The organism is Streptomyces sp. NPDC054956 (assembly GCF_053609185.1).
The window spans coordinates 1-15794 of record NZ_JBSGXB010000179.1 but is presented as its reverse complement, the minus strand read 5'-3'; the positions used below and the strand labels follow the sequence as shown (position 1 = coordinate 15794).

General features: G+C 73.7%; 16 protein-coding genes and 1 pseudogene. 10 read left to right on the top strand and 7 right to left on the bottom strand.

The features are described from left to right. Positions 1-25 precede the first annotated feature (25 nt). From ACWGDE_RS24925 to ACWGDE_RS24905, 5 genes and pseudogenes are all read left to right on the top strand, one after another. Positions 26-1216 (top strand): glycosyltransferase, encoded by a 1191-nt coding sequence (locus ACWGDE_RS24925; protein ID WP_453391243.1) that lies wholly within the window; start codon positions 26-28, stop codon positions 1214-1216. A gap of 255 nt (positions 1217-1471) precedes the next feature. Next, on the top strand, positions 1472-2035 hold the full coding sequence (locus ACWGDE_RS24920) for a DUF6643 family protein (RefSeq protein WP_453391242.1): 564 nt from the start codon (positions 1472-1474) through the stop codon (positions 2033-2035). Positions 2036-2116: 81 nt separating this feature from the next. After that, positions 2117-2941 (top strand): MOSC domain-containing protein, encoded by an 825-nt coding sequence (locus ACWGDE_RS24915; protein WP_453391241.1) that lies wholly within the window; start codon positions 2117-2119, stop codon positions 2939-2941. A 212-nt stretch (positions 2942-3153) separates the two neighbouring features. Further along, positions 3154-3765 (top strand): Rv1733c family protein, encoded by a 612-nt coding sequence (locus ACWGDE_RS24910; RefSeq protein ID WP_453391240.1) that lies wholly within the window; start codon positions 3154-3156, stop codon positions 3763-3765. A gap of 147 nt (positions 3766-3912) precedes the next feature. Further along, positions 3913-6372, top strand: a pseudogene (locus ACWGDE_RS24905) (right-handed parallel beta-helix repeat-containing protein); the annotation flags it as partial. Positions 6373-6453: 81 nt separating this feature from the next. On the opposite strand, the gene ACWGDE_RS24900 reads toward ACWGDE_RS24905, so the two are convergent. Beyond that, on the bottom strand, positions 6454-7014 hold the full coding sequence (locus ACWGDE_RS24900; RefSeq protein ID WP_453391239.1) for a GNAT family N-acetyltransferase: 561 nt from the start codon (positions 7012-7014) through the stop codon (positions 6454-6456). 126 nt (positions 7015-7140) lie between these two features. On the opposite strand from ACWGDE_RS24900, the gene ACWGDE_RS24895 reads away from it, so the two are divergent. Further along, positions 7141-7629, top strand: coding sequence for an SRPBCC family protein (locus ACWGDE_RS24895; protein WP_453391238.1), 489 nt, complete (start codon positions 7141-7143; stop codon positions 7627-7629). A gap of 10 nt (positions 7630-7639) precedes the next feature. On the opposite strand, the gene ACWGDE_RS24890 is transcribed toward ACWGDE_RS24895, so the two are convergent. From ACWGDE_RS24890 to ACWGDE_RS24880, 3 genes are all read right to left on the bottom strand, one after another. Next, positions 7640-8380, bottom strand: coding sequence for a hypothetical protein (locus ACWGDE_RS24890; RefSeq protein WP_453391237.1), 741 nt, complete (start codon positions 8378-8380; stop codon positions 7640-7642). A gap of 95 nt (positions 8381-8475) precedes the next feature. Continuing rightward, entirely contained in the window at positions 8476-9042 is a 567-nt protein-coding gene (locus tag ACWGDE_RS24885) for a hypothetical protein (protein WP_453391236.1), read from the bottom strand. Between the two features lie 228 nt (positions 9043-9270). Beyond that, entirely contained in the window at positions 9271-10398 is a 1128-nt protein-coding gene (locus ACWGDE_RS24880) for a PLP-dependent cysteine synthase family protein (protein ID WP_453391235.1), read from the bottom strand. A gap of 229 nt (positions 10399-10627) precedes the next feature. On the opposite strand from ACWGDE_RS24880, the gene ACWGDE_RS24875 reads away from it, so the two are divergent. Then, on the top strand, positions 10628-11179 hold the full coding sequence (locus ACWGDE_RS24875; RefSeq protein ID WP_453391234.1) for an ATP-binding protein: 552 nt from the start codon (positions 10628-10630) through the stop codon (positions 11177-11179). Between the two features lie 87 nt (positions 11180-11266). Here ACWGDE_RS24875 and ACWGDE_RS24870 read toward each other — a convergent pair whose 3' ends face one another. Both ACWGDE_RS24870 and ACWGDE_RS24865 read right to left on the bottom strand, forming a co-directional pair. After that, entirely contained in the window at positions 11267-12580 is a 1314-nt protein-coding gene (locus ACWGDE_RS24870; protein ID WP_453391233.1) for an ROK family protein, read from the bottom strand. Then, positions 12555-13400, bottom strand: coding sequence for an alpha-ketoglutarate-dependent dioxygenase AlkB family protein (locus tag ACWGDE_RS24865; protein ID WP_453391232.1), 846 nt, complete (start codon positions 13398-13400; stop codon positions 12555-12557). The genes ACWGDE_RS24870 and ACWGDE_RS24865 overlap by 26 nt, the downstream gene beginning before the upstream one ends. Positions 13401-13437: 37 nt before the next feature. Between ACWGDE_RS24865 and ACWGDE_RS24860 the strand changes: the two genes are divergently transcribed. Genes ACWGDE_RS24860 through ACWGDE_RS24850 form a run of 3 tightly spaced genes read left to right on the top strand, consistent with a single transcriptional unit; the run spans position 13438 to position 14927 of the window. Then, positions 13438-14184 carry a maleylpyruvate isomerase family mycothiol-dependent enzyme gene (locus tag ACWGDE_RS24860; RefSeq protein ID WP_453391244.1) on the top strand — a complete coding sequence of 249 codons (747 nt, stop codon included), beginning with the start codon at positions 13438-13440 and terminating at the stop codon, positions 14182-14184. 56 nt (positions 14185-14240) lie between these two features. After that, a complete protein-coding gene (locus ACWGDE_RS24855; protein ID WP_453391231.1) occupies positions 14241-14504 on the top strand; it encodes a DUF6332 family protein in 264 nt (87 codons plus the stop codon). A 54-nt stretch (positions 14505-14558) separates the two neighbouring features. Beyond that, positions 14559-14927 (top strand): glyoxalase/bleomycin resistance/dioxygenase family protein, encoded by a 369-nt coding sequence (locus ACWGDE_RS24850; protein ID WP_453391230.1) that lies wholly within the window; start codon positions 14559-14561, stop codon positions 14925-14927. A 15-nt stretch (positions 14928-14942) separates the two neighbouring features. Here ACWGDE_RS24850 and ACWGDE_RS24845 read toward each other — a convergent pair. After that, positions 14943-15794 (bottom strand): spherulation-specific family 4 protein (locus ACWGDE_RS24845; RefSeq protein WP_453391229.1); only part of this gene is annotated, 852 nt, incomplete at its 5' end.

The following is a 15794-nucleotide window of genomic DNA, read 5'->3' as shown; positions in this document are numbered from 1 at the left end:
GCCCCGTTCCCGGCACACTGCGGGGATGGGTCTCCTCCTCCTCGCCGCGTGCGCGTCGCTCGCCGTCTGGCTCTGGCTCACCTTCGGCCAGGGCATGTTCTGGCGGACCGACACCCGGCTGCCGCCCCGCCGTGCGCCCGGCCACTGGCCGTCGGTGGCCATCGTCGTCCCGGCCAGGGACGAGGCCGAGGTGCTGCCGCTGAGCCTGCCCTCGCTGCTCGCGCAGGACTATCCCGGCGAGGCCGAGATCGTCCTGGTCGACGACGGGAGCACGGACGGCACGGCCGCCCTCGCCCGGCGGCTCGCCGGCGCGCACCCCGGACTCCCCCTCACCGTGGTCTCCCCGGGCGACCCCGGCCCCGGCTGGACCGGCAAGCTCTGGGCGCTGCGGCACGGCATCGAGTACGCCCGTACCGCCCACCCCTCCCCCGACGGCGGTTTCGTCGAGCCCGACTTCCTGCTGCTCACCGACGCCGACATCGCCCACGAACCCGACAGCCTGCGCGAGCTGGTCTCCGCGGCGACGTCGGCCGGTCTCGACCTGGTCTCGCAGATGGCCCGGCTGCGCGCCGTCGGCGTCTGGGAGCGGCTGATCGTCCCGGCGTTCGTCTACTTCTTCGCGCAGCTCTACCCCTTCCGGTGGATCAACCGTCCGGGCACCCGTACCGCGGCCGCCGCCGGCGGGTGCGTCCTGCTGCGCACCGGGGCGGCGGTGCGGGCCGGGGTGCCGGAGTCGATCCGACAGGCCGTCATCGACGACGTCTCGCTCGCCCGCGCGGTCCAGCGCACCGGCGGGCGGATCTGGCTCGGCCTCGCGGAGCGGGTGGACAGCGTGCGCCCGTACTCCTCCCTCGCGGACCTGTGGCGGATGGTCTCGCGCAGCGCCTACGCGCAACTGCGCCACCAGCCCGCGCTGCTGGCCGGGACGGTGGCCGGGCTGGTCCTCGTCTACCTCGTGCCGCCGGCCGCCCTCCTCGGCGGACTTGCGGCGGGCCGCCCCGTCGTCGCCTGGGCCGGGGGGTCGGCCTGGCTGCTGATGGCGGCCACCTACGTGCCGATGCTGCGCTACTACCGCCAGCCGGTGGCGCTCGCTCCGCTGCTTCCGCTCACGGCGCTGCTCTACCTCCTGATGACCGTCGACTCGGCCGTGCAGCACTACCGCGGACGCGGAGCGGCATGGAAAGGCCGTACCTATGCCCGCCCCGGCGACGCCTGAAACCGGTCGTCCCCACCCGAAATCATGTCATCCGAGGTCACCGGTTTGTGACTCTCTGTCAGTGCACGGAGGGGCCCCGTCGCCGCAACACCCAACCGGTGAGTACGAGTAGGAGCAAGACGGGGTGGAAGTGACGAATCGTGCACGTGAAGAAGAAGTGAAACCTGTGGCCCTGACCTGCGAATATGCAGGTCAGGACGGTGTTGGTGACACCTTGCTATGGACCCGGTGAAGTCGTGGGCTTAACTTAGGTCCATGACCTCCCCCCGCTCCACTTATGGCGGCGGTTACTACTCCGCGCCCTCCTTCCCGGACACCCCTATCTACGACTCCCTCGTCGCCGAACGCGGCACTCCGCAGATCGCTCCGATCCGCGTCCCGGCCGCCTACGAGTCACCGAGTTCCGGATACTCGAGCGGTGGGTACCTCCCGGCACTCCCGTCCTCGCTGCCCGCGCTTCCGGCCGCGCTTCCGCCGGCCGTATCGCAGCAGCACGCCCCGTCGTACGGGTACCAGTACCAGCAGCAGTCCGCCCCGCAGCCGATGCCGCAGATGGCCCACATGGGACAGATGCAGCCGCCGATGCCGCTCCAGCAGGCGCCCGCGCCCTACATTCCGCAGCAGCCGTTCGCGGCCCGCACGGGATACGTCCCCCAGCCCCAGCCGCAGCAGCCCCGTCCGGTCGCCACGGGCACCGGGTACGAGGCGATGCGCCCGGCCGCGCCCCGTCCGATGCAGGCGCAGCCCGCGCCCGTGCCGGCCGCCTCGTACGAGGACCCGTACGGCCGTCCGTACCAGCAGCAGGGGCGCGGCTACTGAGCGCGGCGCCCACAGCGCCCGCACCGCACGCTCCGACGAGGTCGCCACGGAGGTCCTGAGGGCGACTGGCAGTATTCACCCATGTCTAACTTGCGCGTGCAGTCGCTCCACGTCCATCCCGTCAAGTCGCTGGCGGGGACAGCTCCCGACGAGGTGGCCGTGGAGCCCTGGGGGCTGTCCGACGACCGCCGGTGGGCCGTGGTCGACGGCGAGGGTACGGTCATCACCCAACGCCAGCAGCCGCGGCTGGCCTTGGCGAGCGCCCGTCCGCTGGGGAGCGGCGGGATAGCGCTGTCGGCACCGGGCATGGCGGACCTGACGGTGGAGGTACCGGGACCGGGGCCGCTGGAGCCTGTCGTGCTCTTCGGCGACAAGATCGAGACCGTCACGGCCGCGCGGGCCGCGGCCGACTGGTTCACCGAGTACCTCGGGGTGCCCGCGCGCCTGGCGCACCTGGACGACCCCGCCGTACGGCGGCCCGTGGACCCGGACTACGCGTTGCCCGGCGAGACCGTGAGCCTCGCCGACGGCTATCCGCTGCTCGTCACCACCCCGGCCTCCCTGGACGCGCTCAACGAGCTGATCTCCCAGGGGGACCACCCCGACGAGGGTCCGCTCCCGATGAACCGTTTCCGCCCGAACGTGGTGGTTTCGGGTGCCGAGGCCTGGGCCGAGGACGGCTGGCTGCGCGTCGGGATCGGCGACGCCGTCTTCCGCGGGGCGCGCGAGTGCGGGCGCTGCGTCGTGACGACCACCGACCAGGTGACCACCGAGCGGGGCAAGGAGCCGCTCAAGACCCTGGCCAAGCACCGGCGGATCGGGAAGTCGCTGGCCTTCGGACGGCTGCTGGTGCCGGTGCGGCTCGGCACGATCCGAGTCGGGGACGAGGTCCGCGTGCTGGACTGAGGGCCGGTGGGCCCACCCGGAATGACACCTTCGGGGGGCTCTGGGGAATCGCTGGAACCAACCACCGTGAACTGCCCGTTGGATCATTCGAGAGGTGTGCGCCGGACCGGGTGACACACGTCTCGCGAGTCTCCGAATGCGCGTGACCAGGGCATGCGGGAGGCTTGGACGGCAGGCAGGCGGAGACTGGCAGAAGTTGGGGGAGCCGGACCGTGCGGACAGCAATGGGTGTGTGGCGTTGGCGGCGCAATCCGCTGCGCCGCAGGACTGACCTCTTCGAGGCGTGGGTGGCGTTCGCCGCCGTGGTGTGCGTCCTGGTCGTGGCTCCGGCCGTCGGCTGGGCCGCGGGCCTGCGCGTGGACGGCACGCTGCAGCGTGCGGCGCGCGAACAGCGGCACGAGCGGTACCTCGTACCGGCGGTGGTGGTCCGGCCGACGCCGGAGCCTCCGGCGGGCGCGTCCGCCGATCCCGCGGCGCAGCGGCAGACCCCGCAGCGTTCGCAGATCGTCGCTTCGTGGACCGCGCCCGACGGCAGCAGCCACGAGGGGACGGTGCCGGCCGCGGAGGAACCCCCGCGCCCCGGCGACCGGTTCCGGATATGGACCGACACGCACGGCCGGCTGGTCGGGCAGCCCCTGGACCCGGCCGCGGCGAGTTTCCACGCGGGGGCGGCGGGCCTCGCGGCCGCGCTCGTGATCGCCGCTCTGGTGGAGACCGTGCGCCGGCTCGTCGTACGAAGGCTCATGCATCGGCGGTACATCCGGCTGGACCGCGCGTGGGCCGCGGCGGGACCCGACTGGGGCCGGGCGGACGCGGGCAGCTGACCTGGCAACTCACCGGCCCCGCGCGCGCTACCGTGGAGCGCTGGAGCGGCCGCTCCGAAGCGGGCGCCGCTCACGGGGCGCGGGCACGGATACGGAACGGACCGGCACACTCACACGCGAACACGAGGGTGGGGGCACGACAGCACCATGGCTCAGGGCACGGTCCAGGTGACGCACGGCGGTACCTCGCGATGGCGTCGCCGCTCCGGTGAATATCCGACGCTGACCGCCGCGCTGGCCGCGGCGGGCGACGGCGACGTCCTGTCCATCGCGCCCGGCACCTACCGGGAGAACCTGGTGCTGCACCACGCCGTGACCCTGCGCGGGCCGGAGGGGGCGCTGGGGTCGGTGCGGATCGCGCCGCTCGACGGAGTCGCGCTGACCATCCGTGCCTCGGCCGTCGTCCAGGACCTGCACCTGGAGGGCCAGGACCGGACGGCGCCCGCGCTGCTCGTCGAGGACGGCTCCCCCGAACTGACCGACCTGCGGGTCAGCACCCGGTCTGCGGCCGGCATCGAGGTCCGCGGGAGCGGCGCCCGGCCGCTGGTCCGCCGCTGCACGGTGGAGAACCCGGCCGGGGTCGGCATCGCCGTACTGGACGGCGGCGGCGGGGTGTTCGAGGAGTGCGAGGTGGTGGCCGCCGGGCAGACCGGGGTCTCGGTGCGAAGCGGCGGCCGGCCCCGGCTGGAGCGCTGCCGGATCCACCACGCCACGGGCGCGGGCATCGGGGTGACCGGCGAGGGCTCGGGCCTGGAGGCGCTGGGCTGCGAGGTCTACGAGATCAAGGGCGCCGGCGTGCAGATCGCGGCGCGGGCCGCGGCCGTGCTCACCGACTGTGCGGTCCACCGCACCTCGGCCGACGGGGTCACCCTCGACACGGACGCCGTGCTGACCCTCGCCGGCTGCGACATCCACGACATCCCGGAGAACGCGGTGGACCTGCGTTCCCGTTCCGTGCTGACGCTCAGCCGCACCACCGTCCGCCGCTTCGGCCGCAACGGCCTGTCGGTGTGGGATCCCGGTACCCGCGTCGTCGCCGAATCCTGCGAGATCCACGACAGCACCGGTGACTACCCGGCCGTCTGGATCAGCGACGGGGCCAGCGCCTCGCTGGACTCCTGCCGCGTCCACGACGTGCCGGACGCGCTGTTCGTCCTGGACCGGGGTTCGCGCGCCGACGTCGTGGACAGCGACCTCTCCCAGGTGCGCAACACCGCCGTGTCGGTGAGCGACGGGGCCACGGCCCAGCTGGACGACTGCCGGATCCGGGAGGCCGCGACCGGGGCCTGGTTCCGTGACCACGGCAGCGGCGGCACCCTCGCCAACTGCACCATCGACTCCGTGCAGACCGGCGTGATCGTCACCAAGGGCGCCGATCCCGCGCTGGAGCGGTGCACGGTCAGCTCCCCCGCCGAGGCGGGGTTCTACGTGTCGGCGGGCGGGCGCGGCACCTTCACGGCCTGCCGGGTGACGGGCAGCTCCGGCTTCGGGTTCCACGTCATCGACGGCTGCCGCACCACCCTGCACCGCTGCCACACCGAGCGCTGCGCGCGCGGGGGCTACGAGTTCGCCGAGGACGGGCCGCTCGCCGAGGAGTGCACGAGCGACGAGTCGGGGCCCCGGCTCGCCGCGCAGTCGGCCTCGGGCGCGGGATCGGCGCCCTCCGGGGAGCGCCCGGGAATCCGTACGGTCACGGCCGCGCAGGGCCTCGTAGCCTCACCGGCGGTGGACCGGGCGGTGGTGCCGGCACAGCGGCCCGCCGACGAGGCGGACCCGGCGGCCGGCGCGGCCGCGGCCGGGCGGGGTTCGGGCGAGGTGCTGGGCCAGCTCGACGCGCTCGTGGGCCTGGACAGCGTCAAGCGCGAGGTCCGCGCGCTCACCGACATGATCGAGGTGGGCCGCAGGCGTCAGCGGGCGGGCCTCAAGGCGGCCTCGGTCCGCCGCCACCTGGTCTTCACCGGCTCCCCCGGCACCGGCAAGACGACCGTGGCCCGGCTGTACGGGGAGATCCTGGCCTCCCTCGGGGTGCTGGAGCGCGGCCACCTGGTGGAGGTCTCCCGGGTGGACCTGGTCGGCGAGCACATCGGGTCCACCGCGATCCGCACCCAGGAGGCCTTCGAACGGGCGCGCGGCGGAGTGCTGTTCATCGACGAGGCGTACGCGCTGGCCCCCGAGGACTCCGGCCGCGACTTCGGACGCGAGGCCATCGACACCCTGGTCAAGCTGATGGAGGACCACCGCGACGCGGTGGTGGTGATCGTCGCCGGGTACACGGCGGAGATGGACCGCTTCCTGACCGTCAACCCGGGAGTGGCCTCGCGCTTCTCCCGGACCATCACCTTCGGGGACTACGGGCCCGAGGAGCTCCTGCGGATCGTGGAACAGCAGGCCGAGGAGCACGAGTACCTCCTCGGCGAGAAGACCTCCGAGGCGCTGCTGACGTACTTCACGGACCTGCCCAAGGGACCGGCCTTCGGCAACGGCCGCACCGCCCGCCAGACCTTCGAGTCGATGGTCGAGCGGCACGCGGGGCGGGTGGCGCAGCTGTCGGAGCCGAGTACGGAGGAGCTCACCCTGCTGTTCCCGGAAGACCTCCCGGACCTTCCGGACCTCCCGAACCCCGCGGACCTCCCGGATCTCACCGGTCTCGTGGAATCCCGGGTGCGGGCGCCCTGACCGGGCGCCGGCTCACAGGTCCCGGCGCATGCACACCCGGGGCCAGCGGTCGAGTCCGTGCACGGCCTCCCGGTCGCGGATCTCGCGCAGGCCGGGGCCCAGGCCGCTCTCGTCCAGGGTCCGGAACCCGCAGCGGGCGTAGTACGGGGCGTTCCACGGCACGTCGGTGAAGGTGGTCAGGGTCAGGGCGGGTGCGCCCTCGGCCCTGGCGTGCTCCGCCAGGTGTTCCAGCAGGGACCGTCCGATGCGGCGGTGGGCGCGGTCCGGGTGCACCGACACCTGCTCGACGTGCAGGTTGCCGTCGACCCGGTCGGCGATGAGGTAGCCGACGGGGGTTCCCGGTCCTGTCCCCGGTCCTGTCCCCGACCCCGGCCCCGGTCCCAGTCCCGTCGCCGCCCCGTCGGCCGCGACCCAGGCCAGCCCGGCCTTCCGGTAGCCGAGGAGTTCCTCCAGCGGAAGCGGTTCGTCGTCGGCGATCTCCGGCATCCCGATGGCCCGGAAGCATTCCCCGGCGGCCCGCTCGATGTCCTGCAGGAGGGACAGTTCGTCGATGTGCGCTGCTCTGATAAGCATGCACCGCATTGTCCCGGCCGGGACCGGGTCCGCGAAACGAGTTCGGCACCCCGCTGCGGACATCTGACGGGCCGCCAGCTAAGGTGCAGACCGCCGGACGTCCACCGAACCCAGGGAGTTACCGCCATGGCCAGCCGACTGCGCCCCGTGGGGCTGGACTTCATCGAGGACGCCCCCGTACGCCTGACCTTCACCGCCCGCGCCGCGGCGGCGCCCGAGACCGTGTACCGGGCACTGGCCGAGGAGGTCGAGGGCTGGTCCAGCTGGTTCCGGGCGGTCACCCTGTCCCGGCCGACGCACGGGGGCGCGGGACGCGAGATCAAGCTGATGGGCGGGGTCCGCTTCCAGGAGACGATCATGGCCGCGGATCCGGAGCAGCGCTACGCGTACCGGGTCGACGAGACGAACGCCCCGGGCCTGCGGGCCCTGTTGGAGGAGTGGCGGCTCACCCCCGACGGCTCGGGCACGCACGTCCGGTGGACCTTCGCGGCGGACGGATCGGCCCCCTTCCGGTTCGCCGTCGTCGCCGCCCGCCCGGGCCTCGGCCACTCCTTCCGCACGGCGGTGCGCACGCTGGACCGGCGACTGGCGGACCGGAGCGGGGCGGATCAGTAGGAGCCGATCGCTAGGAGCCGGCCGGCCGGCCGGCGACGGTGAAGTCCACCGCCGGACGCGTCCGCGCCAGGTCCCCGTAGCCCCCGGCCGTCCACACCCGTACGCGGAACTCCTGGAGGGTCAGGGCCTCGGACTCGCCCTCGAAGTGGACCTTGGCGCAGCGCGCGCAGTACCAGCCTTGGAGCCAGAGCCGCTCGGCGGCGGCGAGGCCCGGCTCCGTCCGGGCCCGGAAGGCCCGCCGGACGCGGGTGGCGGAGCCGAAGAGCAGGACGGCGATCAGCAGTGCGGCGGGCGAGATCACAGCGAGGTGGACGAGGTCGCCCTCCGGTCCGGAGCCCTCGGTGAACCAGTGCCCCTTCAGGGACCCGATCATGAACGCGGCGACCGACAGCACCACGAGGAACACGCCCAGGCATCCCCGCCCGCCGACCGTCGGTTTGGGCGGGGCCGGCGCCAGCGCCTGCGCGAGTCGCGAGACCACCTCCCGGGTGCTGGTCCGCCGCTCGGAGCCGGCGCCCGTCTCCACCCCGACGTGCCGGTGCCCGTCCAGGAACACCGCCTGGACCGCCCGCACTTCGTCGGAGCGGCCGCAGCCGGGGCACACGAGGGCGGCAGGCGCGCCTCGGCCGTCGTCGCCGTGCCCGCCGCCGTTCCCGCCCGACCCGGCCGCCCCTGAGTCCGATGACGCAGCCGGGACGCGGTCCCGCGAACGCCCGTCCCGCTCCGGCTTGTTGTACTCGATACCCGCCATGATTCCCCCGAGGCCCGCGATGATCGAAAGTCCGCACAGCGTAGGCCGCCGGCCGGACCACGCCTACGGGGCTATCGCCACAGCTCTGTCACGGTTCAGATCGCCGGATGCCGCACGGCCAGGTCCCCGTAGCCGCCCGCCGACCAGACGCGCGTCCGGAACTCCTGCAAGGACATGGCCCGTTCGCCGTCGAAGTGGACCGTGCCGCAGCGGCCGCAGTACCAGCCCTCCGCCCAGACGCGGTCGGCGGCCGCTCGTCCCGGTTCGGTCCGGCGGCGCCAGGCCCGTACGGCCCGGCCACCAACGACGACCAGGATCGCGCCCAACAGCAGCGAGGCTCCGGAGACCACTCCCAGCCAGGTCAGGGGCGGGTCGGTGACGAAGCGGCCACCACCCGGCTCCACGACGAACCGGGTGGCGGCGGCCCGGTCGAACCACTTGCCCTGGAACGCGCCCCAGATGAAGGTGCCGATCGAGACGAGGAGGAGGAACATGCCGGAGCAGCCCACGGAGGCGTTGGACGGCTCCTCGGGTACGACCGCGAGGGCCTTGCCCAGCGCCGAGTTCACCTCGCGGGTCGTGACCTTGGCGTCCTCCCCGCTGCCCTGCTCCACCCGCAAATCGGCCTTGGCGCGCAGGAATGCGGCGGATACCCCCAGCACCTGGTCCTCCCGGCCGCACCGGGGACAGGTCAACGACCGCCCGCCGAAAGCCGGTTCGCCCGCGCCACCGCCACCCCGTCGGACGGCGCCGGAGCCGTCCCTGAATTCCGCGTCCTGGTACCGCGCGTCCTCGAACTCCGCCATGTCTCCCCGCCCCGTGCCGTGCCCAAAGTCCGCACAGCGTAGCCAGCGGACCCGGGCCCGGCCAGGCCCTGCCAGAGGAAACGTTTAGGCGGTGGGTTCGCGCCACACCCCGGTCGTCAGCATGGTCTCGAGCGTCAGCGCGTACGGGGCGAGGTCGAGCCCCTGCGCCGCGACCCATTCGTCGGAGTAGTACTTGTCCAGGTAGCGGTCGCCCGGGTCGCAGAGCAGCGTGACGACGCTGCCGGTGCGGCCCTCGGCCACCATCTCCGAGACGATCTTCAGCGCGCTCCACAGCCCCGTACCGGTGGAACCGCCCGCCTTGCGGCCGATCGCCGCCTCCAGTGCGCGGCAGGCCGCGATGCTCGCCGCGTCCGGGACCCGCATCATGCGGTCGATGGCGCCCGGAACGAAGCTCGGCTCCATCCGGGGGCGGCCGATGCCCTCGATGCGCGATCCGCAATCGCTGGTCGCGTGCGGGTCGTTGTCGGTCCAGCCGTCGAAGAAGCAGGAGTTCTCCGGGTCCGGGACGCAGATGCGGGTGTCGTGCTGCATGTAGTGCACGTAGCGCGCGATGGTGGCGGAGGTGCCGCCCGTGCCGGCCGTCGCCACGATCCACGCGGGCTCGGGGTAACGCTCCAGGCGCAGCTGCTGGTACATCGACTCCGCGATGTTGTTGTTCCCGCGCCAGTCGGTCGCGCGCTCGGCGTACGTGAACTGGTCCATGTAGTGCCCGCCGGTCCGGGCGGCGAGCTCGGCCGACTCCTCGTACATCTTCATCGAGTCGTCGACGAAGTGGCATTCGCCGCCGTGGAATTCGATGAGCCGGCACTTCTCGGGGCTCGTGGTGCGCGGCATCACGGCGATGAACGGGACGCCGATCAGCTTGGCGAAGTACGCCTCCGAGACGGCGGTGGAACCGGACGAGGCCTCGATGACGGGCCGTCCGGGGCGGATCCAGCCGTTGCACAGGGCGTAGAGGAACAGCGAGCGCGCCAGGCGGTGCTTGAGGGAGCCCGTCGGGTGGGTGGACTCGTCCTTCAGGTACAGGTCGATGCCCCAGGCCTCGGGGAGCGGGAAGCGCAGCAGGTGTGTGTCGGCCGAGCGGTTGGCGTCCGCCTGGACCTTGCGGACGGCCTCCTTCAGCCAGGCCCGGTAGTCCGCGTCGCTGCGGTCGACGTCGATGGTCGTGGCGGTCGTAGCGGTGGTGCTCATGCGCCGTGCTCCTTCGTACTTCCCGATGTCCCGGGTGCTTACCGGGGTGTTTCTCTTCCCCGCCCGCTTTCGCAATGTACCCCGCTCACCTGCACAAACAGTCACTTTGGGTATCCATACGGATCCCTTTCGATCGCATTCGGTTGCACCGCGGCGCACTGTGGGTGACCCTGGGGAGGTATCACCGAGGGTGCAGCACCCGTAACACTGATGTCGGGGAGTCGCAGCCGTGATCAGTCATTCCCGCAGGCACTGCGTGGTGGAACTGCAGGCCCTGCCCTTGCGGATCGGACAGATCCGCCGAATCGTTTCCGCGCAACTGCGCCACTGGCAGCTCGATCCGCTCATAGACCGGGCTGCGCTCGGCGTGACGGAGCTGCTCAGCAACGTCCACCGCCACGCGCAGCCGGACAAGACCTGCACGGTCGAGATCGAGCTCCGCCTCGGCCGGCTGACCGTCTCCGTCCACGACAGCGATCCGCGCCTCCCGGTGCTCCGGCCCGTCGAGGCCGGCGCTCTGGAGACCTCCGGACGCGGGCTCGCGCTCGTCGAGGCCGTCAGCGAGGCGTGGGGGGCGCGGCACCAGGCCGACGGCCCGGGCAAGGTGGTGTGGTTCTCCCTGCGCGCGGCGCCGGGCCCGGCCGCGCCGGACCGGCTCCCGGTGATCCTGGCCGACAAGCCCGTACGAGGCCTTGCCCCGGCCCCGCCCGCGGCCGTCCCGGCGGATCCCGTCTCCGCCGGCCTGCCGGTGGCGGCGTCGGTCGGTGCCAGGCCCGGGTAGCACTCCGGCCGCGGGGAAGCCCGCAGGGCCCGTCGAGCGGTCAGGGCGCTCCGTCCGCCGGGCAGCCCGCAGGGGCCCGTCAAGCCGTCAGGCCGCCGCGCCCAGGGCTCCGAGCGGGTCGTCCAGGACGGGCTGCCACGCCAGCTCTGCGGCGCCGACCAGGCTGTTGTGGTCGAGCGTGCAGGGCAGGATCGGCACGCCTCCGCTGCGCCCCCACAGGCTGCGGTCCGCGACCACCGCGCGCAGCCGCTCGGGGTCGGCGTGGAGCAGCTCGCGGTGGAGTCCGCCGAGGATGATCCGGTCCGGATTCAGGATGTTCACCAGGCCCGCGAGGCCCAGCCCGAGCCGGTCGATGAGCTCCTCGACGGCGGCCCGCACCCCCGGGTCCGCGGCCTCGTCGCGCAGCAGGTCGCGGGCCTGCTGGAGCAGCGAGACCTCGGGGCCGGGCGTGCGCCCGGCGGCGGTGAGGAAGGCCAGCGGGTCGGCCTCCACGTCGAGGCAGCCGCGGCTGCCGCAGTGGCAGGCGCGCCCCTCCGGGTTCACGGTGAGGTGGCCGACCTCCAGGGCCAGCCCCGAACTCCCGCTGTGCAGACGCCCGTCCAGGACGAGCGCCCCGCCGACCCCGCGGTGGCCGGTGGCCACGCACAGCAGGTGCTGGGCGCTGCGGCCCGCGCCGTGCCGGTGTTCGGCGAGCGCGGCGAGGTTGACGTCGTTGCCGGTCAGCGCCGGGCCGTCGATGCCGGCCGCCTTCACGCGCTCGGCGAAGATCGCCCGGACCGGAGATCCGGCCGGCCACGCCAGGTGCAGCGGGTTCAGGGCCGTGCCCTCGGGCTCCGCGACCGCCGAGGGCACCGCGAGCCCGGCTCCGATGCAGCGCCGGCCGGTCTGCGCGAGCAGCGCGGCGCCGGCTTCGACGACCGCGCCGAGCACCTGGGCGGGGTCCTCGGAGACGGGCACCCGGCCGGGTGCGGTGGCCACGATCCGGCCGCCGAGGCCGACCAGGGCGGCCCGGAACCCGTCCGAGTGCACCTGCGCGGCCAGCGCCACCGGGCCGTCCTCGTCCACGGAGAGCCGGTGCGAGGGCCGGCCCTGGGCTCCGCCGGCCCCGCCGGGGCGGGAATCGACGCGGATCAGGCCGAGCGCCTCCAGTTCGGCGGCGACGGCTCCGGCGGTGGCGCGGGTGACGCCGAGCTCGGCGGTGAGGACGGCGCGGGTCGGGGCCCGGCCGGTGTGGACGAGCTCCAGCGCCGGGCCGAGCGCACCGCGGCCGCGCTCGAGCTTGGTCCGCGCGGAGCCGGCGTACGCGGCCGGGGAAGGACCGGAGGCCGGGGCGGGACCGGCCGTCCCCTCGGTCCTGTCCGTCCCGTCAGTCGCGTCAGTCCCGTTGGTCCCAGCGGACACCGTGGTCACATCCCCCACCCGCGGCGGGGCCCCGTTGCCGTTCATGACAGCGATACTCGCATGATCGGAGCCCCTGGGACGCCGTCGGCCTGCCCAGCCCGCCGACCCTGAGTGTGATGTTCAGCCGCCCGGTCAGGCCGAGGGCCGCCGGAGCGGTGCCGGGCAGGACCTTCGGCACCCCGTGATAGGCCCGTCGGACCGGTCCGCCGAAGACGAACAGATCCCCGCTGCGCAGCTCTACGTCCCGATACGGACGCCCGCGCGAGTCCGTGTTGCCGAAGCGGAAGAGGCAAGAATCACCCAGGCTGAACGAGACCACCGGCGCCTCGGAGCGCTCCTCGGCGTCACGGTGCATGCCCATGCGGGAGTCGCCGTCGTAGAAGTTGACCAGGGCGATGTCGTACGCGAGATCGTCGTACGCGATGCCGTCGCATCCGGTGCCGGAGTGCGGGGCGCCGCCGTACGCGGCGGTCACGGCGCCCGGGGCGTCTGCGTACGCGGCGGTCACGGCGTCCCGCCCCAGCCGCGCGAGCCAGTCGGGCATCGGCTTGACCGGCGCCCCGTCCCCGTCCACGGCGGTGGCCGCGTACCCGTACGGATACCAGTGCAGCCCCAGGCACACCTGTCGCGCGGTCATCGTCCCGCCGCCCGGTGTGCGCACGGTGCGCAGCCCGGCGGGCGGCCGGGCCCAGGCGCGGCAGGCGTCCAGCAACTCCCGCTGCAGGGAGGGCTCCAGCCAGTCCGGCACGTGCACGGCGCCCGGAACGATCTCGGTCCGCTCGCGCGGGAAGAGCTCGCGCGGGAAGAGTTCCCCGTCCATGCCCTCCATTGTGCGTCCCGGCTGGCAGACTCCCGCCATGGAGATCACCGACTACGTGAAGACCGTCGCCCGCGAGGGCGAAGCGCTCGCCGACGCCGCCGAACGGGCCGGTACGGACGCCTTCGTGCCCGCCTGCCCCGAGTGGCGGGTCTCCGATCTGCTGCGGCACACCGGATCCGTGCACCGCTGGGCGACCGGGTACGTGGCCGAGGGCCGCAGCGAGCGCGTGCCGTTCCCCGTCGCACCGGAGTTCACCGGCGCGGAGCTGCTGACCTGGTTCCGCGAGGGCCACGCGGCGCTGGTGCGGGCCCTGACCGAGGCGCCGGCCGACGTGCAGTGCTGGACCTTCCTGCCTACGGCGCCGCCGTCGCCGCTGGCGTTCTGGGCGCGGCGCCAGGCCCACGAGACCACCATGCACCGGATCGACGCCGAGGCGGCGCTGGGCAGGCCGTTCGGGGCGGTGGAGCCCGCGTTCGCGGAGGACGGGGTGGACGAGCTGCTCACCGGCTTCCACGCGCGGCCGCAGAGCACGGTGCGGACGGCGGAGCCGCGGGTGATGCGGGTGCACGCCTCCGACACGGGCGCGGTGTGGACCGTGCACCTGTCCAAGGAGCCGGCGCGGACGGTACGGGGCGAGGTGGAAGGGGAAGCGGCCGACTGCACGCTGACGGGCGGGGCGGCCTGGCTGTACACGGCCCTGTGGAACCGGGTGCCGCTCACCGGGCCGGGTGTGACGGGCGACGCGGGACTGGCGCGGCTCTGGGTGGAGACGGCCGGAATCTGATCCGCCGGCGGGAGGCGTCCTTGTGGCGGTGCTCCGCGCGCTGTGACACTGCGCGCATGGGGCGACCGACGGGGCGACGCAGTCAGGCGGACCGGGACGCGATCACGATCGAGATCGCCTACGCGTTCGTCAGCGGCGGCTGCGCCGCCGTGCTCACCTTCGCGGCGGTGTACGGCCCGGCCCCGGCCCTCGGCCTCTCCCCCGCCACCAGACGGACCCTGGCGGTGGTGGGCGGCGTCCTGGCCGGCACGGTCTTCCTGCTCCGGGTGACGCACCTCCTGTGGAGGTTCGCCCGCCGCCCGGAGAACGACGGCCGGTAGCCCGTCCCTTCGGATCTTGCCGGGCCCGGACCGCTCGCTCGTACACTCGGGCGCATGGACTCCCCGGCCGCAGGACCCGCCACGCCGACGGACGCCGCCACCGGCGGCGAACCGCGGCCGTCCGCGGCCCGGTTGACGCTGCTGGTGCTGTACACACCGCGGCTGGAGGACTGCCGCCGGTTCTACGCGGAGCTCGGCCTGGCGTTCACGCCGGAACGCCACGGCCGCGGCCCCGAGCACTACGCGGCCGTCCTCGCGGACGGCACGGTCTTCGAGCTCTACCCGGACCGCGACGACCGCCGGACCGGCGACCTGCGCCTGGGGCTGGCCGTCGGTGGGGGCGCCGCGATCCCGCCGCTCGCCCCGGGGCGGCACCGGCGCGTGGACCCCGACGGCCGGACGGTCGAGATCGACGCGTTCTGACGGGCGGTGTCCGCCTCAGCCGAGGCTGGACGCGTACAGGGTCTGGGAGCGGTACTTCCAATCGGGCTGCGCGTTCCAGGGGTTCGGCATCTCCGTGCTGGTCGCGTAGGCGTAGCCCGCGCCGCGCTCGAACGCGGTGCGCAGGGTGGCGCGCATCGCGGTCGCGTCCGGGACGTCGTGGACCAGGTGCCAGAACGCGGTTCCGCTCGGGTCGAGTTCGGCGCCCGAGCGGTAGCCGGTGACATCGTTGAACACGTTGCCGCCGAGCCAGCCGCCGCCCGTGTAGGCCGCGTACGCGTCCTCGTACGTGACGAAGACGTCGGCGGTGCGGTGGCCGGGCTCCAGGTAGCAGTCGGCGATGGCCGTACCGGGGTTGTTGACGACCAGGTCCGCGGCTCCGGGGGCGACGGCCTCCATGGTGTCCTGGACGTACCGGCGCAGCTCCGCGTAGTGGTCGCGGGTGGCGTTGGCCGGACCGCAGTCGCGGCTGACCACGTCGAAGAAGATGCCGTCCACGTGGAGGCGGCCGTCGGGAGTCCTCAGGTAGTTGTCGACGGAGGCCTTGACGGCGGCGGTGTCACGGTTGCCGTGGTCGGTGTGGACGTAGCCCAGCACCTTGGTCTTCTCGCCGGTGGCGGTGGTCCCGGCGCGCAGGGCGTCGGCGCGGGCCCGCCAGGGGGCGTCGAACGGGGAGTCTCCGTTGCCCGGGTTGAGGACGACGACGGAGGCGGCCGGGCCGGTGGCGGTGAGTTCGACGAGCATCGGGTCGTCGGCCCAGACGTAGGCGGGCACGGCTATCTCCAGGCCCCGCACGCCGGGGGCCCGGGGCACGGGAGGCACGCTGGGCGCCGGGGCCGGGGCGATCGG